Genomic DNA, 25,727 nt, shown 5'->3' with positions numbered 1-25,727 from the left:
AGGAGGGGCATGTCCAGCACGCCCGAAACCAATCCCCGCGTGGTCATCGTGGGCGCCGGCATCGTCGGCTGCTCCCTCGCCGACGAGCTGACCGCCCGCGGCTGGACCGACGTCACCGTCCTCGAACAGGGGCCGCTGCCCGCTCCCGGCGGCTCCACCTCGCACGCGCCGGGCCTGGTCTTCCAGACCAGCCCGTCCAAGACCCTGACGGCCTTCGCCCGGTACACGGTCGAGAAGTTCAACTCCCTTGAGGTGGACGGCGTCTCCTGCTTCAACCCGGTGGGCGGCCTGGAACTGGCGACGACCCCGGAACGCCTGGCCGACCTGCACCGCAAGGCGGGTTACGCCGCCTCCTGGGGCATCCGCGGCGAGATCGTCAGCGCGGCCCGCTGCAAGGAACTCTGGCCCCTCATCGACGAGTCGGCCGTCCTCGGCGGCTTCCACACGCCGGACGACGGGCTGGCCCGCGCCCTGCTCGCGGCCCGTGCCCAGATGGAGCTGGCCCAGAAGCGCGGCGCCCGTTTCCTGGAACGGCACACGGTCACCGGGATCGAGCAGGAGGCCGGCCGGGTCACCGCCGTGGTCACCGACCAGGGCACCTTCCCCGCCGACCACGTGGTCTCAGCCGCCGGTTTCTGGGGCCCGGTCATCGGCCGCATGGCCGGAGTCGACGTACCGCTGCAACCGCTGGCGCACCAGTACGCGAAGACAAAGCCCCTCCCCGAACTGGCCGATACCACCGCCGACTCCATCGCCGGTGCCACCACCGAGGCCTCGAAGCCCATCCTCCGCTTCCAGGACCGCGACCTCTACTTCCGCGAGCACCACGACCGCATCGGCATCGGCAGCTACGCCCACAAGCCGCTCCCCGTCGACCCGTTCGCGATCCTCGGCTACGACGAGGCGCGCGCGAGCGACCTGGAGATGCCGTCCTCGCTCCCCTTCACCGAGGAGGACTGGGCGCCGAGCTGGGACGACTGCCGCCGGCTGATGCCCGCGCTGCGCGAGACCGAGATCGAGGAGGGCTTCAACGGCGTCTTCTCCTTCACACCGGACGGCATGCCGGTGCTCGGCGAGTCCCGTGCGCTCAAAGGCTTCTGGCTGGCAGAGGCCGTCTGGGTGACACACTCCGCCGGCGTCGCGAAGGCGGTCGCCGAGTGGATGGTCCACGGCCGCCCGGAGACCGACGCCCACGAGTGCGACCTCACCCGCTTCGAGGACGTACAGCGCTCACCCTCGTACGTCAGGGAACGCGGTTCGCAGCAGTTCGTCGAGGTGTACGACGTGCTGCACCCGCTCCAGCCGATGGAGCAGCCGCGGCCCCTTCGCGTCAGCCCCTTCTACGCCCGCCAGCAGGAGCTGGGCGCGTACTTCCTGGAGGGCGGCGGCTGGGAGCGCCCGCACTGGTACGAGGCGAACGCCCCGCTCGTCGACGCGCTCGAAGGGCTCCCCGAGCGCGATGCCTGGTCGGCCCGCTACTGGTCGCCCATCGCGGCGGCCGAGGCGAAGGCGACGCGCGAGAAGGTCGCGCTGTACGACATGACGCCGCTGCGCCGCCTGGAGGTCACCGGCCCCGGAGCCCTCGACTTCCTGCACGGCATGACCACCAACAACCTCCGCAAGAAGCCCGGCGCGGTCACCTACACCCTGCTCCTCGACGAGACGGGCGGCATCCGCTCCGACCTCACCGTCGCGCGCCTGGGCCCCGACCGCTTCCAGGTGGGTGCCAACTCCCCTGCCGACCTGGACTGGTTGGCCAGGCACGCCCCTGCGGACGTACAGATCAGGGACATCACCTCCGGCACTTGCTGTATCGGCGTCTGGGGCCCGCTCGCCCGCGAGCTCGTCCGACCGCTGGCCCGCGACGACTTCTCGCACGAGGGCTTCGGCTACTTCCGTGCGAAGGAGACATACCTCGGGCACGTCCCGGTGACGGCGATGCGCCTGTCGTACGTCGGTGAGCTCGGCTGGGAGCTCTACACCAGCGCCGACCTGGGGCTGCGCCTGTGGGACACGCTCTGGGAGGCGGGCCAGGAGCACGGCGTGATCGCGGCCGGGCGCTCGGCGTTCAACAGCCTGCGTCTGGAGAAGGGCTACCGCGCCTGGGGCGTCGACATGACCGACGAGCACGACCCGTACGAGGCGGGCATCGGCTTCGCGGTCCGCCTGGACAAGGGCGACTTCCTCGGCCAGTCGGCACTGCTGAGCCACTCCGAACCGACGCGCAGACTCACCCCGCTCCTCCTCGACGACCCGGCGTCCGTCGTGCTCGGCAAGGAGCCCGTGTACGTCGACGGCGCCCCGGCGGGCTACGTCACCAGCGCCTCGTACGGCTACACGCTGGGCCGCTGTGTCGCGTACGCCTGGCTGCCGCCTCTCCTCACGGGAACGGGTGTGCATGTCGAGTACTTCGGCGAGAAGGTCCCGGCGACCGTCGCCGAAGAACCGCTCTTCGACCCGAAGATGACCCGCATTCGCCGCTGATCGCTCCGCTAGGTCCAGTGATCAGGTGCGGGTTGTGGGGGCTGGTCGCGCAGTTCCCCGCGCCCCTTGCGGGGCGCGCCGATGGGGACCCCGCCCCGCAGCACTACGAGCTCAGGAGGTCCCTCGTGTCCCCAACCTACGACGTGATCGTCATCGGTCTCGGCGGTATGGGCAGCGCCGCCGCCCATCATCTGTCCGCGCGCGGTGCCCGCGTGCTCGGGCTGGAGAAGTTCGGCCCGGTCCACAACCGCGGCTCCAGCCACGGCGGTTCGCGGATCACCCGGCAGTCCTACTTCGAGGACCCGGCGTACGTGCCGCTGCTGCTGCGCGCCTACGAGCTGTACGAGGACGTGGAGCGGGCCACCGGCCGGACCATCGCGACGCTCTGCGGTGGCGTGATGATCGGCGCTCCCGACTCGCAGACGTTCGCCGGGTCGCTGCGCTCCGCCACCCAGTGGGACCTGCCCCACGAGATCCTGGACGCGGCCGAGATCCGCCGCCGCTTCCCGACGCTGAACCCGAACGACGACGAGGTCGCGCTCTACGAGCGGAAGGCCGGCCTGGTCCGGCCCGAGAACATGGTCGCGGCCCACCTTCAACTGGCCACCCAGCAGGGCGCCGAGCTGCACTTCGACGAGCCGATGACGCGCTGGGAGCCGTACAAGGACGGCGTACGCGTCCACACGGCCGAGAACACCTACACGGCAGGCCAGTTGGTGATCTGTCCGGGGGCGTGGGCGCCGCAGCTGCTCACCGATCTCGGGGTGCCTTTCACCATCGAGCGGCAGGTCATGTACTGGTTCCAGCCGAAGGGCGGGGTCCAGCCCTTCGTGCCACGGAAGCACCCGATCTACATCTGGGAGGACGCGGCCGGGGTCCAGGTCTACGGCTTCCCGTCCATCGACGGCCCGGAGCTGGGCGCCAAGGTCGCCTTCTTCCGCAAGGGCCAGATCTGCACTCCGGAGACCATCGACCGGACCGTCCACGAGGGCGAGATCCAGGACATGGCGGACCACATGTCCCGCTGCATCCCGGACCTGCCCGGCACCTTCCTCAAGGCCGCCACCTGCATGTACTCCAACACCCCCGACGAGCACTTCGTCATCGCCCGGCATCCCGCGCACCCGGAGTCCGTGACCGTGGCCTGCGGGTTCTCCGGGCACGGCTTCAAGTTCGTGCCGGTCGTCGGCGAGATCCTCGCCGATCTCGCCCTGACGGGCACGACCGATCACCCGATCGGCCTCTTCGATCCACTCCGCCTCGCCGCCGCGCCCGCCTGAGGAGTACCCCCGTGACGACGATCCCCGTCTCCCCCGAGCAGATCACCCCCGCCCCGCTCGCCCCGAGCCTGGTGACCACCCTGCCGGGCCACTACTACACCGACCCCGCGATCTTCCGCCAGGAGCAGGAACACATCTTCGAAACGATGTGGTTCTGCGCCGTCCGCGCCGCGGATCTGGAGAAGCCCGGGGCCTTCCGTACCGTCCAGATCGGCCGCGAGAACGTCCTCGTCACCCGCTCCCGCACCGGGGAACTGCGCGCCTTCCTCAATGTCTGCCGGCACCGCGGCGCCCGGCTGTGCACCGAGGAGTCCGGCGAGGTGCGGCGCAACCTCCAGTGCCCGTACCACGCCTGGACCTACGACCTCGACGGCAAACTCATCGCCGCGCCCAACCTGGTGCGGATGCCGGACGTCGACCGTACCGAGTACGGCCTGGTCAAGGTCGCCCTGCGGGAGTGGCTCGGTTATGCCTGGCTCTGTCTGGCGGACGAGCCCCCCTCCTTCGAGGAGACGGTCATGGGCGCCACGATCGAGCGCCTCGGCGACGTCGCGTCCATCGAGCGCTACCGCACCGAGAGCCTGGCCCTGGGCAAGCGCGTCACCTACGACGTGAAGGCCAACTGGAAGCTGATCGTCGAGAACTTCATGGAGTGCTACCACTGCGCGACGATCCACCCCGAACTCACCGAGGTCCTCCCCGAGTTCGCCGACGGCTACGCCGCCCAGTACTTCGTCGGCCACGGCGCCGAGTTCGGCGAGGAGGTGCGGGGCTTCACCGTCGACGGCACCGAGGGCTTCGGACGGCTCGACGGCATCGCCGAGGAACAGGACCGCCGTTACTACGCCATCACGGTTCGGCCGCAAGTCTTCATCAACCTGGTGCCCGACCACGTGATCATGCACAGGATGTTCCCGATGGCGGAGGACCGCACCGTCGTCGAGTGTGACTGGCTGTATGCGCCCGAGATCGTCGATTCCGGGGCAGATGTCTCGAAATCCGTCGAACTGTTTCATCGTGTTAACGTTCAGGACTTCGACGCTTGCGAGCGTACTCAGCCTGCGATGGACTCGCGGGCCTATCGCTCCGGTGGTGTGCTGGTGCCCAGCGAGCACCACATCGGCGCGTTCCACCACTGGCTGACGCAGCGGCTCGGCGCCGGAAACGGTGCGGACGGCACACAGAACGCGGAGAACACCTAGGACACGGAAGATGCCGTGCTCATGTGAGCAAGGCCACATCAGGCCCTGATCGTGAATGACTTCAGAAGTCTAGGGAAGGCGCCCCACCCCCACGTCGCGAGCCGTCCGGCCGCGGCGTCGGGCCGGGGCCTCTCCCGGCAAGCACGACAAGGAGCAACAACCGATGTCCCAGCAGGAGAGACCCGACTACGACTACGTGGTCGTCGGTGGCGGTACCGCGGGCTCGGTCGTCGCCTCCCGCCTCACCGAGGACCCGTCGGTCCGTGTCGCCGTCATCGAAGGCGGTCCGTCCGACGTGGACCGGCCGGAGGTGCTGACGCTGCGCCGCTGGCTGGGCCTGCTCGGCGGTGACCTCGACTACGACTATCCGACGACCCCTCAGCCGCGTGGCAACTCCCACATCCGGCACAGCCGCGCCCGGGTGCTCGGCGGCTGCTCGTCCCACAACACCGTGATCAGCTTCAGGCCCCTGCCGTCCGACTGGGACGAGTGGGCGGACGCGGGCGCCGAGGGCTGGGACGCCGCGTCCATGGACCCGTACTACGACCGTTTGCTGAACAACATCGTCCCGGTCGACGAGAAGGACCGCAACGCGATCGCCCGCGACTTCGTCGAGGCCGCGACGGAGGCCGTGGGCGTGCCGCGTGTCGAGGGCTTCAACAAGAAGCCCTTCCACGAGGGCGTCGGCTTCTTCGACCTCGCGTACCACCCGGAGGACAACAAGCGGTCCTCCGCCTCGGTCGCGTACCTCCACCCCTTCCTGGACCGCCCCAACCTCCACCTCATGCTGGAGACATGGGCGTTCCGCCTGGAGATGGACGGCGGCCGGGCCACGGGGGTGTGCGTGCGCACCAAGGACGGTACGGAGACGACCGTCACCGCCGCCCGCGAAGTCATCGTCTGCGCGGGCGCGGTGGACACCCCGCGGCTGCTGATGCTGTCCGGCATCGGACCCAGGCAGGACCTTGAGGCGCTCGGTATCCCCGTCGTCCAGGACCTGCCCGGAGTCGGCGAGAACCTCCTCGACCATCCGGAGTCGGTGATCGTGTGGGAGACCCACGGTCCGATACCGGACAACTCCGCGATGGACTCCGACGCGGGTCTGTTCGTGCGCCGGGACCCGGCCTCCAAGGGTCCGGATCTGATGTTCCACTTCTACCAAATACCCTTCACCGACAACCCCGAGCGCCTGGGCTACGAGAAGCCGCGCTACGGCGTGTCGATGACGCCCAACATCCCCAAGCCGAAGAGCCGCGGCCGCCTTTACCTCACCAGTGCCGACCCGGCCGTCAAACCCGCCCTCGACTTCCGGTACTTCACCGACGAGGACGACTACGACGGCCGCACCCTGGTGGACGGCATCCGCATCGCCCGCGAGATCGCCCGCACCGAACCGCTCGCCTCCTGGCTGAAGCGGGAGGTGTGCCCCGGTCCGGAGCTCACCGGCGACGAGGAACTCGGCGAGTACGCCCGCAAGGTGGCGCACACCGTCTACCACCCCGCCGGCACCTGCCGCATCGGGGCCGCCGACGACCCGCTCGCCGTGGTCGCCCCCGATCTGACCGTGCGCGGGGTCGGTGGTCTGCGGATCGCCGACGCCTCCGTCTTCCCGACCATCCCCGCCGTCAACCCGATGCTCGGGGTCCTCATGGTCGGCGAGAAGTGCGCCGATCTGCTCAGCCGGACCATCACTCCCGGAGACGATGCCTGATGTCCACATCCATGACGAAAAAGGAGAAAGAGGAGACGGTGCGGGACAGCGCCGCCTCCGTGTTCTCCGTCCGCGATCTCTGGAAGGTCTTCGGGCCAAAGGCCGAGCGCGTCCCCGGCAGTGACCTGGCGGACCTGCCCGCCGACGAGCTGCGCCGCCGCACCGGCTGCACGGTCGCCGTACGCGATGTGTCGTTCGACGTTCGGCAGGGTGAGGTCTTCGTTGTCATGGGCCTGTCCGGCTCGGGCAAGTCCACCCTCGTACGCTGTCTGACCCGGCTCATCGAACCCACCTCCGGCGGGCTGGAGATCGACGGCGAGGACGTCCTCGCCATGGACAAGACCCGGCTGCGCGAGCTGCGCAGGCACCGGGCGGCCATGGTCTTCCAGCACTTCGGACTGCTGCCGCACCGCTCGGTCCTCGACAACATCGCCTACGGCCTGGAGATCCAGGGCGTCGGCAAGCTGGAACGCCGCACGCAGGCCATGAAGATGATCGCCAAGGTCGGCCTGGAAGGCATGGAGCACCGCCGCCCCACCCAGCTGTCCGGCGGTCAGCAGCAGCGCGTCGGGCTGGCCCGCGCGCTCGCCGTCGACCCCGAAGTCCTGCTGTTCGACGAGCCGTTCAGCGCCCTGGACCCGCTGATCCGCCGCGACATGCAGGAGGAGGTCATCCGCCTGCACCGCGAGGAGGGGCGCACGATGATCTTCATCACGCACGACCTGAACGAGGCCCTGCGGCTCGGCGACCGGATCGCCCTGATGCGCGACGGAGCGATCGTGCAGTGCGGCACCCCGGAGGAGATCGTCGCCTCCCCGGCCGACGACTACGTACGGGACTTCGTCCGCGACGTACCCCGTGAGCAGGTCATCACCGCCCGTACGGCCATGCGGCCGGCACGCGACGGCGAGTCGGACCTCGGCCCCGAGGTCGCCCCGGCGTCCACGGTCGCCACCGCCATCGAGGCCGTCGCCCGTGACGGCGCCCCGGCACGGGTGATGGACGACGGCAAGCTACTCGGCATCGTCGACCACGAGGCCCTGCTCGCCGTGGTGGCGGGGATCGATTCCCCGTCGCCGAAGGCGGGTGCGGCCGCGTGATCACACATAACTGCGCTGCTCGTACGTCTATTGCCTGTACGTCTGCTTCCTGTACGTCTGCTGCCTGTGGGCCCGCTTCCTGTACGTCGCACACCGGCGCCCGGGGCACGCAGGCCCACCGAATACCGGCGGTGAGCGCCCGATGAGCACCCTGATCCCCGCCAAGACGGACGGCGCGAAACATCCGGAGAAGATCGACTCCCCGCCGGGCGGCCCCGGAGGTGTCGGCGCCTGGGCCGTACTGCGGGCCCGGCTGGGCGCGATGCGTCCGGCGAACCGCCGGCTGACCGGCCTGGCCGCCCTCGCGGTGGTGCTGGTGCCGCTCGCCGCCGTCCTGTGGGGCAGCGACAGCTGGCCGGGCGCGCTGGGGGTGGACGTCTCCGGACCGCTGGACGACTTCAGCCAGTGGATCGTGGACAACCGCGACACCAGCCCGATCTTCCTGTACTTCCTGCTGCACATCAGCAACACCGCGGTGGACGCCGTCGACGGCGTCTACCAGCTGCTGGACTTCCTCGGCTGGGTCGGCGTCACCGCCGCGGCCGTACTGATCGCCTGGCGGGCCGGCGGCGCGGGCCGGGCCGGGCTCAAGGTCGGCGCGATCGCGCTCGGAGCCTTCGCCGGCTGCGGACTGCTCGGCATGTGGGACCCGGCGATGACGACGCTGTCCCTCATGGTCGTCGCGGTCGCCGTCTCCGCAGTGGTGGGTGTCCTGCTCGGCCTCGCGGCCGGTCTCTCGGACCGGTTCGACCGGCTTCTGCGCCCTGTTCTGGACACCATGCAGGTGCTCCCGGCCTTCGCCTACCTCCTCCCCTTCGTGCTGGTCTTCGGCACCGGATCGCCCGCCGCCCTGCTCTCCACCGTGATCTACGCCGCGCCCCCCATGGCGCGCCTCACCTCGCTCGGGCTGCGCGGCGCCGACCCGGCCGTCCTCGAGGCATCGGCCTCGCTCGGCGCGAGCGGCTGGCAGCGGCTGCGCACGGCCAGGCTGCCGCTGGCCCGCAAGGAACTGCTCCTCGGCCTCAACCAGACGATCATGATGGCCCTCTCCATGGTGGTCATCGCGTCCGTGATCGGCGCCGGCGGCCTCGGCGACGAGGTGTACTCCGCGCTGTCCACCGTCGACGTCGGAGCGGCACTCGCCGCGGGCATCCCGATCGTGCTGATCGCCGTATGGCTGGACCGTACGACGGAGGCCGCGGGCGAGCAGATCGGCGCGCCCCCGGCCACCGACGGCCTCGGCCTGCTGCGTGGCGGCCCGGCCTGGGCGCTGGCCGCCGCGGGGACCGTGGTGGCCGTCGTGGCGGGCAAGCTGGCCGGCGCCGCGGAATGGCCGGACGCCTGGACGTACGACATCTCCGGCTCCGTCAACTCCTTCCAGGACTGGATGGTCGACCACCTGCACGCGGACGTCCCCGTGCTCGGCGGAACCGAGGTCTGGGCGTCCAACTTCACCTCCTGGGTGCTGAACCCGCTCCGAGACGCCCTGCAGGGCGCCCCGTGGTGGTCGCTGCTCCTGCTCGTGGCGGGTCTCGCCCTGCTGGCCGGCACCTGGCGCACCGCGCTCGGCGCGGCCGCGGCGCTGGCGGCCACCGGTGTACTCGGCGTCTGGCCGGCCACCCTGGACACGCTGTCGCAGGTGCTGGCCGCGCTGGCCCTCACCCTGGTGCTGGGCGTCGCCATCGGTATCCTCGCCGCCCGCGTCTCCTGGGTGGAGAGCACGCTTCGGCCGGTCCTCGACGTACTCCAGACCCTGCCGCAGTTCGTCTACCTCATCCCCGTCGTCGCACTGTTCGGCGTGGGGCGCGCCGCCGCGATCACCGCGGCCGTCGCGTACGCCCTGCCCGCCGTGGTCCGCATCACCACCCAGGGTCTGAAGAAGACCGACCCGGCCGCACTGGAGGCCGCCCGCTCACTGGGCGCCACCGGCATGCAGCAGCTGCGCCAGGTCCAACTGCCGCTGGCCAGGCCCGCGTTGCTGCTCGCCGTCAACCAGGGTGTGGTGCTCGTCCTGGCCGTCGTCATCGTCGGTGGCCTCGTCGGCGGCGGAGCCCTCGGCTACAACGTCGTGTACGGCCTGTCCCGCGGCGACCTCGGCGTCGGCCTGGTGGCGGGCGCGGCGATCGTCTGCCTCGGCCTGGTCCTGGACCGGGTGAGCCAGCCCGCCCCGGCACGACGGAAGGACAACTAGCGGGCCACCAGCCGAAACCGGTCAACTCCCTTGCAGGGCAATGAACTTCAAGGCAACCACGCCCCCTGCCAAGCACTCACACAGGCAGACACGCACACAGGCAAGCACCCGGATACGCAGGTAACCGGGCTTGAGCAAGCTAAGGATGAACTCATCGTGCAGACCAGACAACGCCGCATACTCCGCACCGCCCTCGCCCTCACCGCCGGTCTCGGCCTGACCGCCGTCGCCGGCTGCGGCGCGGCCGACACCGGCAAGTCCAGCTCCTCGGGCAGCAACGACACCATCACCCTCACCAAGCCCTCCTGGGTGGGCGCGGAGGCCAACGTGGCCGTCGCCCAGTACGTGCTGGAGACCGAGCTCGACTACAAGGTCGAGACGAAGCAGATGGGCGAGGTCATCGCCTGGGACGCGCTCAGCAAGGGCACGCTCGACGCGATCATGGAGGACTGGGGCCACCCCGAGCAGGAGAAGCAGTACGTCACGGACAAGAAGACCGTCGTGGCGGCGGGCGATCTCGGAGTCACCGGCCACATCGGCTGGTTCGTCCCCAAGTACTGGGCCGACGAGAACCCCGAGGTCACCGACTACAAGAACCTCAGCAAGTACGCGGGCGACCTCAAGACCTCGGAGAGCGGCGGCAAGGGCCAGCTGCTCGAAGGGTCCCCGGACTACGTCACCTTCGACGACGCCATCATCAAGAACCTGAAGCTGGACCTCAAGACGGTCTACGCGGGCTCCGAGGCCGCCCAGATCACCCAGATCCAGCAGAACGCCAAGAGCAAGAAGCCCTTCCTCACCTACTGGTGGACCCCGCAGTGGCTCAACGCCGAGGTGGAGATGGTCGAGGTGAAGCTGCCGCCGTACAAGGAGGGCTGCGACGCCGACCCGAAGAAGGTCGCCTGCGCCTACCCGAACACCCCGCTGCAGAAGTTCCTCAACGCCGACTTCGCCAAGGACGGCGGAAAGGCCGCCGAGTTCCTCAAGAACTTCAAGTGGACCGCGGAGCAGCAGAACGAGGTCGCCAAGATGATCGCCCAGGACAAGATGTCCCCGGACGCGGCGGCGAAGAAGTGGGTCGAGGCCAACCAGGACGTCGTGAAGACCTGGCTGCCGGCGTAAAACCGTAGGCCGTAGACCCGTACCCGTATAGGTACTGTCCCGCGCGGGTCAGTCCTTGACGGCCCAACGGCACACCGCGCGCCCCGCCCCACCACCGAGGGGCGGGGCGCGGCCGGGGTGAACCCCGGCCCCAGGCAGCACAGCCCCCGATCAGCCCCTTCCAGGAGGAAGCACGATGCCCGAGCTCTTCATCGGCGGAACCTGGAGGTCCGCTCTCGACGAGCGGACCCGCGAGATCCGCTGCCCCGCCGACGGCACCCTGGTCGCGGTCGTGGACGAGGCCGGCGGCAAGGACACCGTGGAGGCGATCGCCGCCGCCCGGCACGCCTTCGACGAGGGCCCCTGGCCGACCACTCCCGCCGCGGAGCGCGGCGCCCTGCTGCTGCGCGTGGCGGACCTGCTCCAGCGGGACAAGGAGGAGATGGCCCGCTCCGAGTCCCTGGACACCGGAAAGCGGCTGGTGGAGAGCGCGTACGACATCGACGACGTCACCGCCTGCTTCCGCTACTACGGGCGCCTCGCCGCCGCCGACGCGGGCCGGGTGATCGACACCGGCAATCCGGAGGCCGACAGCCGGGTCGTGTACGAGCCGGTCGGCGTCTGCGCCCTGATCACCCCCTGGAACTACCCGCTCCTCCAGACGGCCTGGAAGGTCGCCCCGGCCCTCGCCGCGGGCAACACCTTCGTCCTCAAGCCGAGCGAGCTGACTCCGCACACCGCGATCCACCTGGTCCGCCTCCTGGCGGAGGCCGGACTTCCGGCTGGGGTCGCGAACCTGATTCTGGGCGCCGGTCCCGAGGCGGGCGCACCCCTCGCCGACCACCCGGACGTGGACATGGTCTCCTTCACCGGCGGCATCCACACCGGCCGTCGGCTGATGGCCACGGCCGCGGGAACCGTGAAGAAGGTCGCGCTGGAACTGGGCGGCAAGAACCCGAACATCGTCTTCGCCGACGCCGACTTCGAGACCGCCGTCGACATGGCGCTGACCGCCGTCTTCCTGCACTCCGGGCAGGTCTGCTCGGCGGGCGCCCGGCTGCTGGTCGAGGACTCGCTGCACGACCGGTTCGTGGACGAGGTCGTGCGCAGGGCCCAGCTGATCCGGCTCGGCGGGCCGTTCGACGAGAACGCGCAGACCGGTGCGCTGATCTCGGCCCAGCATCTCGGCAAGATCGAGGCGTATGTCGCGGCGGGGCTCGCGGAGGGCGCGGTGCTGCGCTGCGGCGGCGCCCGCCCGACCGGCGACCCGGCCCTGGAGAACGGCTTCTTCTACCTCCCCACGGTCCTCGACGAGTGCCGCGCCGACATGTCCGTCATCCATGAGGAGTCCTTCGGCCCCGTCCTCACGGTGGAGCGTTTCACCGACGAGGCCGACGCGATCCGCCTCGCGAACGACACCGTCTACGGTCTGGCCGGTGCCGTCTGGACCACCGACCAGGCACGCGCGCAGCGGGTCGTCTCCAAGCTGCGCATCGGCACCATCTGGATCAACGACTACCACCCGTACGTTCCGCAGGCGGAGTGGGGCGGCTTCAAGCAGTCGGGCTTCGGCCGCGAACTCGGCCCGACGGGCCTGGCCGAGTACCAGGAACCGAAGCACATCTGGCGCAACACGAACCCGGTTCCACAGGGCTGGTTCTCGTAACCCCTGGGACGTCAGGTGCCTTGGGACGTCAGGTGCCTTGGGGCGCGGGTCGTTTGTACATCCGCGTCGCCGTGATCTCGCTGTGCACCGTCTCCCCCTCCCCGGCCGGGGTCTGCTGCGGCAGTCCCGGCCGCAGGTGTTCCTCCACGCTGATGTACTTGAGCCCGGCACGCAGGTCGGCGTCGTTGCGCAGCCGGATGACGAGCGGGAACTCGGCGAGCGCGGTCGTGTCGAACAGGCCGGTGGTGTAGAGGAGTTGGACACCGAGCGCGTCCGAGACGGCCCGCTGGAGTTCGAGCAGGTACGTGGCGTTGGCGCGCCCGATGGGGTTGTCCAGGAACAGCGTGCCCGCGTGCCGGTGCTTGTCGCGGCCCCGGTCGTTGGAGCGCAGGGCCGCCATCGTGCAGTACAGGGCGATGGCGGCGGTGAGCAGCTGGCCGCCGGAGAACACGTCGCCCATCTGTCCGACGGGAACGCGCTCGGCGCGCAGCACGGCGTCCGGCTTGAGGATCTCGACGGCGACGCCCTTGGGCTGGAGGGCCGCGCCGACTCCTCTGAGCAGCAGGGACATGCCGTCGCGGCGCATGTCGGAGTTCTTCTTGACGGCGGCGCGGGTCGCCTCGTCGACGACCTCGCCGAGCCGCTCGGCGAGCGTGGCCTGGTCGGGCTCCTCGAAGCGGATGCGCAGGAACTCCTGCCCCGACCACTCCCCGAGCCCTTCCGGCAGACGGGACAGCCGCTGGGCGGACCTGAGCGTGGCGAGCGACGACTCCACGAGTCCGCGCAGCCGGTCCACGATCGAGTCCCGGTTGCGCTCCAGCTGCGCCAACTCGTCGGTCAGGACCCGGAGTCGGGGTGCGAAGGCGTCCGCCCACTTCTGCGCGTGCTCGGGCAGCGCGGACGCGGGAAGCTCGCGGATCTGCTGACGGGCGGGGGTTCGTACCTGCTCGTAGCGCGTCGAGTTGGCATGCCGTACGAGGATGTCGCTGGCCTCGCGCACGGCCGCCTCGGCGGCGGAGAGGTCGGCGGCGCAGCCGCGTAGCGAGCGGCGGGCCTCGGCGGCGGACTGCCGGGCCTCTTCGAGGGTGCCGGGATACGGCTCGGGCTCCTGCTGCTCCTCGTCCGAGTGCTCCCTGAGGAGGTCCCGGAGCAGGGCGGACGTCTCGTCGAAGCCGCCGGCCGCGTCCTCGGCGGCGCGGTGGGCGTCGAGCAGTTCGGCGTGGGCCTCGCGCGCCAGGCCCAACGCGTCGGTGCGGGAGGCGAGTTCGCCGGTGGCGGTGCGCAGCAGGCTCTGCGCGTGCTCGGCGTCGCGCGGTACCAGTTCCTCGGGCAGTTCGGTGTGCGCCTCCTCGCCGTCCTCGGGCGCGTGCCGCTCGGCCTCGCCGCGCAGCCGCCCGAGCTGCTCGCTCGCGGTCGACGCGCGGCTTTCGAGGAGCTGGACCAGCTCCTCGGCGCGGGCGGCGGCCGCCTGCCGGGACGGTCCGTCGGAGCCGTCGGTGGATTCGAGGAGCTGGGCGGCGCGCGTACGCACCTTGTTGCTCAGCCGGTCCAGCTCCGCGAGCGCCCCGCTCTCGTCGCTCTCCGCCCTGGCCTGCTCGGCCCGCAGGTCGGCGCCGACGCCGACCTTCTCGTAGAGCTGGGAGGCGGCGCGGTAGGCCTCGCGGAGGGCCGGCAGGGACGACTTCGCCGCGGCCGACCCGGCCTCCGGTACGTCGTCGGGGGCGCCGGCGATCTCCGCGCGCTCGGCGCGCAGCGCGCGGGCCGTGCGGCGGGCGTCGTCGGCGGCGCGCTGGGCGCCGCGCCGGTCCTCGTCGGCGGCGCGGGCGCGCTCCAGACAGGACTGGGCGCGGGCCTCCGACTCGGCCGCCTCGTCGGCGAGTTCACGCAGTTTGACCTGCCAGCCGGCGCGCTCGCGCAGCCGGAAGGCGAGCCCGGCGAGCGCGTCGGCGGCCCGCCGGGCCCGCTGCGCGGCCTCCTGCCGCTCGTCCCGTGCGAGTGCCGCCTCGGCCGCCGCTTCGTCGGCCTCGGCCCGGACGGTACGCGCCTCGGCGAGCTCGGCCTCGGCCTCCTCGGCGAACGCGCGCGCTTCGTGGGCCGCCGTGCCGAGTTCGACGAGCCGCCCGGCCGGGCAGCCGGTGCGCCAGGAGGCGAGCCGCGCGGCCAGCTCCCGGTCCTTGGCCAGCCGGGCCGCCAACTCCCGGATCTCGTCGTCCCGTTCGGTCGCACGCGTGCGCAGCGTCTGCCGCTCCTCGTCGGCGGCGTGCTCGTCGTGCATGGCCGGGTTCGGCGGTACGAGGAAGACGTCTCCGTCGCCATCGTCCTGGGCCGGGGTCGGGGCGAGCAGCGCGGCGGCCGTACCGACGGCGACGGCGGAGCGCGGCAGCAGCGCGGCGTCGGCGAGGGCCTCCCGGGCCCGTGCGTGCGTGTCCGGATCCGTGATGATCACGCCGTCGACCAGCTCGGGCCTGGCGGCCAGCACGCGCGCGTGGTCGACGGGGTCGACGGCCTGGGCGAGATAGCGCCAGCCGGGGAGCGCGGGGATGCCGTGCTCGCCCAGGTACGCCACGGTGGCCAGCACGTCGGGTCCTGGTGGCAGCAGCCCGCCGTCGCCGAGCGCGCCGAGGATCCGGGCGTCGTCGGCCGCGGCGGTCCGCAGCTCGAAGAGCTGCCGCTCGGCGGACGCCACTCCGTCGTCCAGGAGCTCCTTGAGGTTGTCGGCGTAGTGGTCCAACTCCTCGGCCGACAGGGGGCCTTCACCGTCGGGCCAGGCATCGGCGGACGTGCCACCGCCCGCTCGGCGGGCCCCCGCCGCGTCGGCGCCGCGCGCGGCCGACGTCTCGCGGCCGGATGAGCGCCCGGTCTCCCCGCCGGGGGCGGAACCCGAAGCTCGGCCCGACGCGTGCCCCCGCCCGGCTCCGTCCGCTCCCGCGTCGCCGGTGGTCGTGCCGCCCTCGGCAGAGCCGCCCCGCGTGGCCTGCGCTCCGCCCACGCCGTGGCGCGGCCGCGGCATCCCTGGGCGCCCGGAGCCCGCCGCGCCGCCTGAGGCGCCCGGCAGGCTCAGCAGCTCGGCCAGCCGCTCCTCCCCCGCCAGCGACTCGGCGGTCCGACGCTCCGCGTCGTACGCGCGCTCGGCCGCCGACGCGGCGTCGGCCGCGCGGGCCGCCGTGAGTTCGGCGCGGGACTCGGCGGAAGCCGCTTCGCGGGCGTGCTCCGTAGTACGGCGGGACGCCTCGCGTGCGGTGTCCCAGGCGGCGACGGCGGCCTTCTCCGCGTCGCTGGCGGCGAGCGCGGCGCGGGCCGGGTCGGCGTCCGGGGCGGTGTCGTCGAGCCATCCGGCCCGTACCGCCTCGGCGGTCTCCTGCTCGACCTCGCCGAGGCGCTGGCGCAGATGGCCGATCTCGCTGCGGGCGCGCTGCGCCTCGGTGGCGGCGGACGTGGCGTCCCGGTGGGCGGCCTCGCCGACCTCCTGGAGCGCGGCGGACCGCTCCTCCTCCTCGTTGGCGACCGTCTCGGCCCCTTCGGCCGCGGCGTGCAGAGCGCGTACGAGATCGACGGCGGCCCGGGCGCGCGCGGCGAGCGCGGGCGCGGCGTCCCGCTCGGCCTCACGGATCGCGTCGGACACCCGCGCGGAGCGGTCGGCGGCGGCGCGGTGCCGCAGCACGAGTTCGGCGGCCTGCCACGCGGAGTGCAGGGTGCGCGCGTCGGCGAGCTCGCGCTTCTGGGCGGCCGCGCCCTTCTCGGCGTTGGCGAGCGCCAACGAGGCGTGCCGGTAGGCGAGTTCGGCCGCGATCAGCGCGCTGCGCTGCCTGGAGCCCTCGGCCTCGGTGACCCGGTGCGCGGCGGCGGTGACCTGCTGGGCGAGGTCGCCGGTGCGCCCCCTCTCCTGCCCGGCCCGCGCCGAGAGCCGCCGGGCCAGCGTGCGCGTACGCCGCTCGGCGGCCGCGTGGATGTCCCGCGCGCGGGACCGGGTGCCGGCCGCCTCGACGATCCGGCCGAGCAGGTCCACGGACCCGGCCGTGAACTCCCGCTCGGCGATCAGCTCGGCCCGCCGCCCCAGCTTGTTGCCGAACCCGCCCACCAGGTCGGCGAGCCCGTCGGTGTCCCTGGTGTCGGTGACGGCGCGCAGCAGCAGGTCGGTGAAGTCGGAGTCCTTCTTGACGGCGAAGAGACCGGCTGCCTCTCCCTCGTCGGCGTTCATCTCGCGCTGGTAGCGGAAGAGTTCGGGGTCGAGGCCCAGGTCGCCGAGGTGCTCGATCCAGCGGTCGTGGATCTCCTCCCAGTGCACTTCGAGGTGCGGATACGCCTTGCCCGCCTCGGTGAGCGCGTCCCGGAAGCCCTTCATCGTGCGCCGCCGCCCCTGCGCGCCGGAAGCCCCCTCCGCCGACGGCCGCACGGCGGTGGCCTCGGCGACCGGCAGGTTGTCCAGGCTCAGCCCGGGTCCTGGCCGGAACGAGTACCAGGCCTCGGCGAACTTCCGGGGGTCGTTGGAGACCTGACGCCCCCGCCACTCGCACACCTTGCCGACCACGACACACTCGCCGGTCAGCGTGTGCTGCCACTCCAGCGCCACGTGTCCGCAGTCGTCCGCGAGCAGGAACTTGCGCAGCACGCCGGAGCTGGCGCCGCCGAGCGTGTTCCGGTGACCGGGCAGCATCACGGAGAAGATCAGCTTGAGCAGGACCGACTTGCCGCCGCCGTTCTCCAGGAAGAGCACACCGGCGGGCGCGGGGCGGCGCGGCGGCCCGACGGGCTCCTCCGCGAAGAACTCCGCCTGCGTGGGCGCGGGGTCGGGCACGGGCTCGCCGACACCCCGCAGGTCCAGCACGGTGTCGGCGTAGCGCGCACCGGCAGGACCGATGGAGTAGAGGCGGACCCGGGACAGCTCGTACATGGCGGCGGACTCTCGTAGTCGTGGGGGAAGTCGGTGCGGTCGGTGGAATTGTGGTTGGTGGGGTTGCGGTCGGTGGGGGTCAGGAGTGGAACGGCAGCCCGGCGTCGGCCGCCAGCTCCAGGTCGTCGGTGTCCTCGGCGGGCAGCAGACTCGCGGTGCCGTCGGTGACCGGCACGATGCCCAGCTCCAGCAGCTCGGCCATGGCCGCGCTGCCCGCCATGTCGCGGACCTGGAGCTGGTAGCGGGCCGTCGTGCGGTACGTCCCCCCGGAGTCGTCCCCGGTCCGCTGCAGGAACCCGGAGTCGGTGAGGAACGCGACGGCCTTGCCGATGATGCCGGTGGTCGAACCGGCCAGTCTTCGCGCGTCCTTGGTCGCCCCGGTGGAACTGCGCCGCGCCCAGATCCGCCAGGCCGCCTCCAGGCCGGGTGCGTCGGTCGCCGGGTCGCTGTTCTCGCCCGTCTCCTCGGCCCGCTCCTCCAGCCGCCGGCAGGCCTGCCGTACGAACGCGTCCACGCCGTTGACCGACACCCGCCCGATGTACCCGTCGTCGGCGAGGTCCTCGGGCCGCGGGAACGCCATGGCGGCGACGGCGAGATGCGCGAGCCCGTGCAGGAACCGGTCACCCGAGTCGGCGGACGCCCGCCGCGCGTAGTCGCCCATGCGCACGGCGAACACCGAGTCCTCGGCGGCGGTCACCGCCATCCCCGCGCGCGAGGACACCTCCAGCACGATGAGCCCGAGCCCGGCGGCCACGGCGTCGGCGAGCCGCGCGAACGGCGGGTCCTCGCGATACCGGCGCAGCAACTCGGCGTACTCCTGATCCCGCGCGGGCTGAAGCTTGGGCTGCAGCCCGAACGCCACAAGCCGCGCGGCATCAGCGGCGTCAGCGGGCGTGACAGCGGCGGCAGCCACCGGCGCGGCGGCCGCCGGCTCACTCCACTCAACGGGCTCGGTCACAGCAAGGGCTCCTTGTTCAGAGATACGGGGACAAGGGCGCCCCTATAAGGGGCGCGGGGCTGTGACATTTGCGGCTCCGCCGCGTGGGCGCGACCAGCCACAGACGGCCCGCAGCCAACCGACGGCCTGTGGGTCATCACGCGGCCTCCGAACGACCCGCAGCCATCCCCACCGCATCCAGCAGAGCCATCCCCACAATGAGATCGGCCCCACCGAATTCCGGATCGTCCAGCTCGGTCCCGTCATCCACCGCGAACAACAGCTTCTCCTCGCCCTGCCGATACGCGGTACCCACCGGCGGACTGGCCGCGTGCACCGCCAACAGCGCCACCAGATAAGGCAGTTCAGGATCCTGCCGACGCGCGTCGGCAAGCAGCCCCGACAACCGCCGAGGCGCGTCGGACGGCAGGTCGAGCAGCTCCATGGCCCACCCGAGCTGCTCCTCACTGAACCGGCTGTCGTCAGGCGTGGCGATCAGATCCGGTTCCGGCATCTCCGCCCCGAGATGCTCCCGCTCCAGCGGCGGCGTCAGCAGTATGTCGACGAGATCCCCGACCCGTACGGACACCGGCGTCCGCAGCCCCGTCCCGCGCGCGAAGAACGCGTCCGTCACCCGCAGCGCCTGCTCGACGGGCAGCGGCAGCACCGGCGCGACGAGATGCCCGTAGAGGTCGATCCCCGATGTCGTCATGGGCGTCCCGAACGCCTGCCGGTCCTGCTCGGCGCGGAACAGCGGCCCGGCCTCCAGAAGCCGGGACTGCAACTGCGTGTGACGCCGGATGCAGTCCTTGACGATGTCGACGAGCTCGGCGGCCCGGCGCTTCTGCTCGGGGTCCTCGGACTCGTCCCGCGCCTTGCGGATGTTGGTGAGGATCGCGTTCTCGTGCCGGTAGCGGTCGGCGACGTGGTCGAGCGCCTCAGCGATCATGTCGGGCACGGCCTGCAGCCAGTCCACCGCCCGTACGTTGCGCCGGGTCGCGTCCAGGGCCCTGCGCAGCGTCTCCGAGTACTGCACGGTCCGGTAGCGGGCCTGCTCGGCGGCGAGCTGCGCGTCGGCGAGACGGCCGCGGCTGATCAGCACCTCCAGCTTGACCTCGGCGGCGATCTGGGCACTGGTGACGTCGGTGTCGAGCGCGCCCACGAGGACGTTGACCGCCTCGTCCGTCGTACGGAGATACACGCTCCCCCCGTAGCCGGGCACCTCCTCGATCAGCTTGAAGTCGTAGTCGCGGCGCACATAGGAGCCGTCGGGCGCGAACGTGCCGTATACGGCCCGGAAGCCGCGGTCGACACTGCCGACGTTGATCAGGTTCTCCAGGACCCAGCGGGCGACGCGCTCGTGCTCGGCGACCGGCCGGCGCGGGGCCTGGGCGGCGATGCGCGGAATGAGCCTGGCCACTATCTGGTCGTGGTCGGCGCCGGTGTCGAAGTCCATGTTCAGCGTGACGAGGTCGATGGCGGCGAGGGCCACCTCCGCCATCCCGTACACCGAGTACTCACCCGCGAGGTTCGCCTTGCGCACGTCGAGGTCGTGCAGCGGCGCGGTGCAGGCGAGCGCGCGCAGGCGCCGCGCCAGTCCCTCGTCGGCGGCCGGGCCCGGAGCGGGGCGCGGCCCCGCGCTGAGCTGGGGCGGAACGCTGTCCGTCGATGCAGGCGAAGTCACGGTGCACAGACTAGGTGCTAGGTCTGACAACGGCCCAAACGGGCGCGAAGCGCTCCGCGGGTGGCGCCGGATGGCTGCGGGTTGTTTGTCGACTGCGGGTTGACCGTGGCTGGTCGCGCCCACGCGGCGGAGCCGCAAATGTCACAGCCCCGCGCCCCTTCGGGGGCGCCCCCTCAGCTCAGGCGTCCTCTGCCACTCTGCGGCCGTAGACCTCCACGACCCTCTTGCGGGAGTCGTCGAGGTACACCGCCAGCAGGCTCTCGGCCTTCTCGCGGTCGCCGTCCTGGAGGGCTTGCAGTATTTGGCCGTTGCGGGCGAGGTACGGCTCGTGCAGGCGCTTCGGGTCGTCCACGAGGTGGAAGGCGAGCCGCAGTTCGGCGAAGACGCTGCGCATCAGTTCGTCGGTGCGGGCGCTGCCGGCGAGCGCGACCAGTTCGCGGTGGAAGTGGATGTTCGCCGTGCCCAGGCCTTTCCAGTCACTGCCGCCCGCCGCCCGCCGCCCGTCCGCGACAGCCTCGGCGAGCCCGTCCAGGGCGTACGGCGGCTTGCCGAGTCCGCGTACCACGGCGCCTTCGACGAGGCTGCGGGTGCGGTAGATGTCCTCGACGTCCTCGACGCTCAGGACCCTTACGAAGACACCCCGGTTGAGCTCGTGGACCAGCAGTCGTTCGTGCGTGAGCAGCCGGAACGCCTCGCGCAGTGTGTTGCGGGACACGCCGAGCGCCCCGCCGATGCTGTCCTCGGACAGCCGCGTGCCGGGCGGGAAGTACCCCTCGGCGATCCGGCTCCTGAGGATGTCCGAGACCCGCTCGGCGGTGCTGGTGCGGCCCAGCAGCGCGCGGTCGTCCGCCAGTCCGTGCAGTAGTCCGTTCAGTTCGGCCACGCCTGAATTCAATCGCAGATACAAGAACGAAACAACATGGGTATTGAGGGATCGTTCAACGATCCTCTACCTTGCTAGTCAGGCACCGACCGCTCCCCCGGTGCCGACGGCTTCCGCATGGCACGGCTCAGTCAGCAAGCACCCTCCCGTCCCCTCAACTGCGAGGTGCCCATGAGCACGACCCCTCCACCGCAGGCCCTGCCCGCCGAAACGCGCCCCGGAGCGGGTGAACCCACCGCCGACGAGGGTGCGTTCGCCTGGCTGCGGGCCCTCGGTCCGCGCGGTCGCCGGGCCTTCGGCGGCGCGTTCGGCGGCTATGCCCTGGACTCGTACGACTACTTCACGCTGCCGCTGAGCATGGTGGCCCTGGCGGCGTACTTCGGCCTCAACAGCGGCCAGACCGGGCTGTTCACGACGGTCACGCTGGTCGTGTCGGCGATCGGTGGGGCCGCGGCGGGCGTGATCGCGGACCGGATCGGGCGCGTCAAGGCGCTGATGATCACCGTCATCACGTACGCGGTCTTCACCGTGGCCTGCGGTTTCGCGCCCAACTACGAGACCCTGCTGGTCTTCCGGGCTCTTCAGGGGCTCGGTTTCGGCGGCGAGTGGGCGGTCGGCGCGATCCTGGTCGCGGAGTACGCGAGTCCCAAGCACCGGGGCCGTACGCTCGGCGCGATCCAGAGTTCCTGGGCCGTCGGCTGGGGACTCGCCGTGATCGTCTACACGATGGTCTTCCAGTTCCTGGACGACGACGTCGCCTGGCGCGTGATGTTCTGGACCGGGGCGCTGCCGGCCCTACTGGTGATCTGGGTGCGCCGCAACGTGCACGACGCCCCGGAAGCGGCCGAACTCCGCAAGAAGAGCCCCCAGAAGGGTTCGTTCGCGGCCATCTTCAAGCCTGCCACGGCGGACTCGCCCGGCCTCCTGCGCACCACGGTCTTCGCGGTCCTGCTCTCCACGGGCGTCCAGGGCGGCTACTACACGCTGGCCACATGGGTCCCCACGTACCTGAAGACGGACCGCGGGCTGTCCGTCGTCGGCACCGGCGGCTACCTGACGTTCCTGATCTCCGGGGCCTTCCTCGGCTACCTGACCGGCGGCTATCTCACCGACAGGCTGGGCCGCAAACGCAACATCCTGCTCTTCGCGGTCCTCTCGGCGATCTGCATCCTGGCCTACGCGAACATCCCGAGCGGCGCCAACACCCTTGTCCTCGTGCTCGGTTTCCCGCTCGGCTTCTGTATGTCGGCGATCTTCAGCGGCTTCGGCTCGTTCCTCAGCGAGCTGTACCCGACGGCGGTGCGCGGCACGGGGCAGGGCTTCACGTACAACACCGGCCGTGCCGTGGGCGCGGTCTTCCCGACGCTGGTCGGCTTCCTGGCCGACAGCTGGGGCGTCGGGGGCGCGCTGGTCTTCGGCGCGATCGGATACGGTCTCGCGGCACTGGCCCTGATCGGCCTGCCGGAGACCCGTGGGAAGGAGCTCGTGTGAACTGGCCATCGAGCACATCGAGTACACAGCACCGCACCGTGAACCTCCTCGACGACCACGCGCACGCGCACGCGTGGAGCCCGGCAGAGGCCCGCGCACGCTTCCGTTCGGGTCTGTCCGGCGCCACCGCGGGCTGCGCGGCGGCCCACACCCAGGCCAACCTGATCTCGGTGCCCGCCGACTGGGCGTACGACATGCTGCTGTTCTGCCAGCGCAACCCGAAGCCCTGCCCGGTGCTCGACGTCACCGACGCCGGTTCCTGGACGACCGTCCTGGCCCCCGGCGCCGATCTGCGCACCGATCTCCCGCGCTACCGGGTGTGGGAGCACGGCGAGTTGGTGGCGGAGCCCACGGACGTGGTGGGCCACTGGCGCGACGATCTGGTCTCGTTCCTCATCGGGTGCAGCTTCACCTTCGAGTGGGCGCTGACCCAGGCGGGCGTGCCGATGCGCCACATCGAGCAGGGGCGCAACGTCTCCATGTACGTGACCAGCCGTGAGTGCCGTCCGGCGGGGCGGCTGCACGGCCCCATGGTGGTGTCGATGCGCCCGGTGCCGCCCGAGCACCTGCCCGCGGCGATCCGGGAGACCAGCCTGCTGCCCGCGGTGCACGGCAGCCCGGTGTACTGCGGCGACCCGGGCGGACTCGGCATCGAGGACCTCGCACGCCCCGACTTCGGCGATCCGGTGGACGCCGAGGAGGACGACATCCCGGTGTTCTGGGCCTGCGGTGTGACACCGCAGGCCGCGGTGATGGCCTCGCGCCCGCCGTTCGCGATCACCCACGCACCGGGCCAGATGTTCATCACCGACGCCCGCGACGAGCAGTACCGCGTCGCCTGACCGGAGGAACGAACACTCCATGACCTCGATCGATCTCAACGCCGACCTGGGCGAGGGCTTCGGCCGCTGGCGCCTGACCGACGACGAACAGCTGCTGTCCGTCGTCACCAGCGCCAACGTGGCCTGCGGCTTCCACGCCGGGGACGCGGCCACCATGCGGCGGGTGTGCGGGCTGGCGGCGGAGCGCGGCGTACGGATCGGCGCCCAGGTCTCCTACCGGGACCTGGCGGGCTTCGGGCGGCGCGCGATGGACGTGCCGCCCTACGAACTGGCGGCCGAAGTGGCCTACCAGATAGGCGCCCTGGAGGTCTTCGCGCGTGCGGCGGGCACGCGCGTGTCGTACGTCAAACCGCACGGCGCGCTCTACAACCGCGTCGTGCACGACGAGGAGCAGGCCGGGGCGGTGGTCGACGGCGTGCTCCTCGCGGACCCCTCGCTCCCGGTCCTCGGGCTGCCCGGCTCGCGCCTCCTCGACATGGCTGAGAAGGCCGGACTCCCGGTCGTCACCGAGGCGTTCGCGGACCGCGCCTACACCGAGGAGGGCACGCTCGTGCCGCGCGGCCAGGAGGGCGCGGTACTCACCGATCCCGCGGACGTCGTGGAACGCTCCCTGGCCCTCGCCCGCTCCGGCGTGGTCACGTCCCGTTCCGGGCGCGAGATCACGGTGAGCGCCCGCTCCTTGTGCCTGCACGGCGACACGCCCGGCGCGGTGGACCTGGCCCGCCGGGTGCGGGCGCGCCTTGAGGAGTCGGGTGTGCGCGTGGAGGCCTTCGTATGAGGGCACTTCGGGTCGGCGACCGGGCCCTGCTCGTCGAGGTGTCCACGGACGAGGAGGCCCAGGCCCTGCACGCCGACCTGCTGCGCCGCCGCGCGGAGGGCTCCCTCTCCGCGCGCGAGATCGTGCCCGCGGCCCGTACGGTCCTGCTGGACGGTCTCGACGAGCCCGCCCGGCTGGCCGCCCGGCTGACCGCCTCCCGGTTGCCGCCGGTGCCTTCGCGCGCGCAGGAGGCCGTGGAGATCCCCATCCGCTACGACGGCCCCGATCTGGCGGACGTCGCCGCCCACTGGGGCGTGTCCCCGGAGGAGGTGGCGCGGATCCACGCGGCGACCGGGTTCCGGGTCGCCTTCTGCGGGTTCGCTCCGGGCTTCGGCTACCTGACGGGGCTCCCGGCCCACTACGACGTGCCTCGGCACGCGACGCCCCGTACGACAGTCCCGGCAGGTTCGGTGGGCCTGGCGGGCCCGTACACGGGCGTGTACCCGCGGGCGTCGCCGGGCGGCTGGCGGCTGATCGGCACGACGGACGCGGTGCTGTGGGACCACGCGCGCGTGCCGGCCGCGCTGCTGTCGCCGGGCACGCCGGTCCGCTTCGTCCCGGCGGCGTCCGCATGACGGACCGTGCGCTGGTCGTCGTACGGGCCGGGGCGCTGACCACCGTGCAGGACCAGGGGCGCCCCGGTCACGCGCACCTGGGCGTGCCGCGCTCCGGCGCGCTGGACGCGTCCGCGGCGGCCCTGGTGAACCGGCTCGTCGGCAATCCGCCCGAGGCAGCCGTCCTGGAGACCACGCTCAACGGCTGTGCGGTGCGGCCGCGTTCGGCGGTCACCGTGGCCGTCGGCGGTGCCCCCTGTCCGGTATCCGTGGACGGCCGCCCGGTCGCCTGGGGAGCACCGGTGCGCGTGCCCGCCGGAGCGCTGCTGTCCGTGGGGACGGCGGTCTCCGGAGTACGCGCTTACGTGGGCGTGTCGGGCGGGGTGGCCGTCGAGCCGGTGCTCGGCAGCCGGTCGACGGACCTGCTGTCGGGCCTGGGCCCGCCGCCCCTCACGGACGGAACGGTGCTTCCCCTGGGGAGGCCGAACGGCCCCCACGCGCGCGTGGACGTCGTCCCGCAGCCGCGCCCCCCGGCCGAACTCGTCCTGCGCGTGACGCTCGGCCCGCGCGAGGACTGGTTCACGGCAGCGGCCGTGCACACCCTCACCACGCACACGTACCGGGTGTCCTCTGCGAGCAACCGCATCGGCCTGCGCACGGAGGGCCCCGCCCTGGAGCGGGCGGTCGGGGGTGAACTCCCCAGCGAGGGCATGGTCCTCGGCGCCGTCCAAGTGCCCCCGGACGGCAGGCCCGTGGTGTTCCTGGCCGACCACCCGACCACCGGGGGCTACCCGGTGATCGCGGTCGTCCGCTCCGACGACCTCCCCGCCACGGCCCAGGCCGCCCCGGGCACACCGGTGCGGTTCGTGGCCGTGCGTCGCCGTTGAGGCCCT

Annotated in this window: 17 protein-coding genes; 13 read left to right on the top strand and 4 right to left on the bottom strand. The window is 71.8% G+C overall.

Going from position 1 to position 25,727, the window contains the following annotated elements:
* The first annotated feature begins 9 nt into the window (after positions 1-9).
* From AB0I18_RS05865 to AB0I18_RS05830, 8 genes are all read left to right on the top strand, one after another.
* Entirely contained in the window at positions 10-2,484 is a 2,475-nt protein-coding gene (locus AB0I18_RS05865) for an FAD-dependent oxidoreductase (protein WP_363104118.1), read from the top strand.
* A 125-nt stretch (positions 2,485-2,609) separates the two neighbouring features.
* A complete protein-coding gene (gene solA / locus AB0I18_RS05860) occupies positions 2,610-3,764 on the top strand; it encodes an N-methyl-L-tryptophan oxidase (protein ID WP_363104117.1) in 1,155 nt (384 codons plus the stop codon).
* Positions 3,765-3,775: 11 nt separating this feature from the next.
* Entirely contained in the window at positions 3,776-4,966 is a 1,191-nt protein-coding gene (locus AB0I18_RS05855) for an aromatic ring-hydroxylating dioxygenase subunit alpha (protein WP_363104116.1), read from the top strand.
* Positions 4,967-5,129: 163 nt separating this feature from the next.
* Positions 5,130-6,677, top strand: coding sequence for a GMC family oxidoreductase N-terminal domain-containing protein (locus AB0I18_RS05850; RefSeq protein WP_363104115.1), 1,548 nt, complete (start codon positions 5,130-5,132; stop codon positions 6,675-6,677).
* Positions 6,677-7,777, top strand: a complete 1,101-nt coding sequence (locus AB0I18_RS05845) for a glycine betaine/L-proline ABC transporter ATP-binding protein (protein WP_363104114.1) — start codon at positions 6,677-6,679, stop codon at positions 7,775-7,777. The genes AB0I18_RS05850 and AB0I18_RS05845 overlap by 1 nt, the downstream gene beginning before the upstream one ends.
* A 262-nt stretch (positions 7,778-8,039) precedes the next feature.
* Positions 8,040-9,968 carry an ABC transporter permease subunit gene (locus AB0I18_RS05840; RefSeq protein ID WP_363104148.1) on the top strand — a complete coding sequence of 643 codons (1,929 nt, stop codon included), beginning with the start codon at positions 8,040-8,042 and terminating at the stop codon, positions 9,966-9,968.
* Positions 9,969-10,124: 156 nt separating this feature from the next.
* Positions 10,125-11,090 carry an ABC transporter substrate-binding protein gene (locus AB0I18_RS05835; RefSeq protein WP_363104113.1) on the top strand — a complete coding sequence of 322 codons (966 nt, stop codon included), beginning with the start codon at positions 10,125-10,127 and terminating at the stop codon, positions 11,088-11,090.
* A gap of 175 nt (positions 11,091-11,265) precedes the next feature.
* Positions 11,266-12,735: an aldehyde dehydrogenase family protein gene (locus AB0I18_RS05830; protein ID WP_363104112.1), complete on the top strand. Its 1,470-nt coding sequence runs from the start codon at positions 11,266-11,268 to the stop codon at positions 12,733-12,735.
* A 28-nt stretch (positions 12,736-12,763) separates the two neighbouring features.
* On the opposite strand, the gene AB0I18_RS05825 is transcribed toward AB0I18_RS05830, so the two are convergent.
* From AB0I18_RS05825 to AB0I18_RS05810, 4 genes are all read right to left on the bottom strand, one after another.
* Positions 12,764-17,626, bottom strand: coding sequence for a hypothetical protein (locus AB0I18_RS05825; protein WP_363104111.1), 4,863 nt, complete (start codon positions 17,624-17,626; stop codon positions 12,764-12,766).
* Positions 17,627-17,705: 79 nt separating this feature from the next.
* Complete coding sequence (locus AB0I18_RS05820; RefSeq protein ID WP_363104110.1) at positions 17,706-18,584, bottom strand: hypothetical protein; 879 nt, start codon at positions 18,582-18,584, stop codon at positions 17,706-17,708.
* Positions 18,585-18,720: 136 nt separating this feature from the next.
* On the bottom strand, positions 18,721-20,247 hold the full coding sequence (locus AB0I18_RS05815) for a hypothetical protein (RefSeq protein WP_363104109.1): 1,527 nt from the start codon (positions 20,245-20,247) through the stop codon (positions 18,721-18,723).
* A 178-nt stretch (positions 20,248-20,425) separates the two neighbouring features.
* Positions 20,426-21,121 (bottom strand): GntR family transcriptional regulator, encoded by a 696-nt coding sequence (locus tag AB0I18_RS05810; RefSeq protein ID WP_363104147.1) that lies wholly within the window; start codon positions 21,119-21,121, stop codon positions 20,426-20,428.
* A gap of 180 nt (positions 21,122-21,301) precedes the next feature.
* Here AB0I18_RS05810 and AB0I18_RS05805 point away from each other — a divergent pair, with 180 nt between their 5' ends.
* The 5 genes from AB0I18_RS05805 to AB0I18_RS05785 are packed head-to-tail and all read left to right on the top strand — an operon-like array spanning position 21,302 to position 25,721.
* Positions 21,302-22,621 carry an MFS transporter gene (locus AB0I18_RS05805; RefSeq protein WP_363104108.1) on the top strand — a complete coding sequence of 440 codons (1,320 nt, stop codon included), beginning with the start codon at positions 21,302-21,304 and terminating at the stop codon, positions 22,619-22,621.
* Complete coding sequence (locus tag AB0I18_RS05800; protein ID WP_363104107.1) at positions 22,618-23,463, top strand: putative hydro-lyase; 846 nt, start codon at positions 22,618-22,620, stop codon at positions 23,461-23,463. Before AB0I18_RS05805 ends, AB0I18_RS05800 begins: the two co-directional genes overlap by 4 nt.
* A gap of 19 nt (positions 23,464-23,482) precedes the next feature.
* Positions 23,483-24,241: a 5-oxoprolinase subunit PxpA gene (locus tag AB0I18_RS05795; protein ID WP_363104106.1), complete on the top strand. Its 759-nt coding sequence runs from the start codon at positions 23,483-23,485 to the stop codon at positions 24,239-24,241.
* Complete coding sequence (locus tag AB0I18_RS05790; protein WP_363104105.1) at positions 24,238-24,855, top strand: allophanate hydrolase subunit 1; 618 nt, start codon at positions 24,238-24,240, stop codon at positions 24,853-24,855. The genes AB0I18_RS05795 and AB0I18_RS05790 overlap by 4 nt, the downstream gene beginning before the upstream one ends.
* Complete coding sequence (locus AB0I18_RS05785) at positions 24,852-25,721, top strand: biotin-dependent carboxyltransferase family protein (RefSeq protein ID WP_363104104.1); 870 nt, start codon at positions 24,852-24,854, stop codon at positions 25,719-25,721. Before AB0I18_RS05790 ends, AB0I18_RS05785 begins: the two co-directional genes overlap by 4 nt.
* Positions 25,722-25,727 lie beyond the last annotated feature (6 nt).

It is taken from the genome of Streptomyces sp. NPDC050704 (assembly GCF_040654355.1).
Classification (GTDB): Bacteria; Actinomycetota; Actinomycetes; order Streptomycetales; family Streptomycetaceae; genus Streptomyces.
The sequence above is the reverse complement of the archived record's forward strand: the minus strand, read 5'-3'. Positions and strand labels throughout refer to the sequence as shown.

Excerpts from the sequence above, each read along its gene's own strand:
- AB0I18_RS05865 (WP_363104118.1), top strand. The coding sequence starts at position 10 with ATGTCCAGCACGCCCGAAACCAATCCCCGCGTGGTCATCGTGGGCGCC.
- AB0I18_RS05850 (WP_363104115.1), top strand. The coding sequence starts at position 5,130 with ATGTCCCAGCAGGAGAGACCCGACTACGACTACGTGGTCGTCGGTGGC.
- AB0I18_RS05845 (WP_363104114.1), top strand. The coding sequence starts at position 6,677 with ATGTCCACATCCATGACGAAAAAGGAGAAAGAGGAGACGGTGCGGGAC.
- AB0I18_RS05840 (WP_363104148.1), top strand. The coding sequence starts at position 8,040 with ATGCGTCCGGCGAACCGCCGGCTGACCGGCCTGGCCGCCCTCGCGGTG.
- AB0I18_RS05830 (WP_363104112.1), top strand. The coding sequence starts at position 11,266 with ATGCCCGAGCTCTTCATCGGCGGAACCTGGAGGTCCGCTCTCGACGAG.
- AB0I18_RS05825 (WP_363104111.1), bottom strand. The coding sequence starts at position 17,626 with ATGTACGAGCTGTCCCGGGTCCGCCTCTACTCCATCGGTCCTGCCGGT.
- AB0I18_RS05805 (WP_363104108.1), top strand. The coding sequence starts at position 21,302 with ATGAGCACGACCCCTCCACCGCAGGCCCTGCCCGCCGAAACGCGCCCC.
- AB0I18_RS05795 (WP_363104106.1), top strand. The coding sequence starts at position 23,483 with ATGACCTCGATCGATCTCAACGCCGACCTGGGCGAGGGCTTCGGCCGC.
- AB0I18_RS05790 (WP_363104105.1), top strand. The coding sequence starts at position 24,238 with ATGAGGGCACTTCGGGTCGGCGACCGGGCCCTGCTCGTCGAGGTGTCC.
- AB0I18_RS05785 (WP_363104104.1), top strand. The coding sequence starts at position 24,852 with ATGACGGACCGTGCGCTGGTCGTCGTACGGGCCGGGGCGCTGACCACC.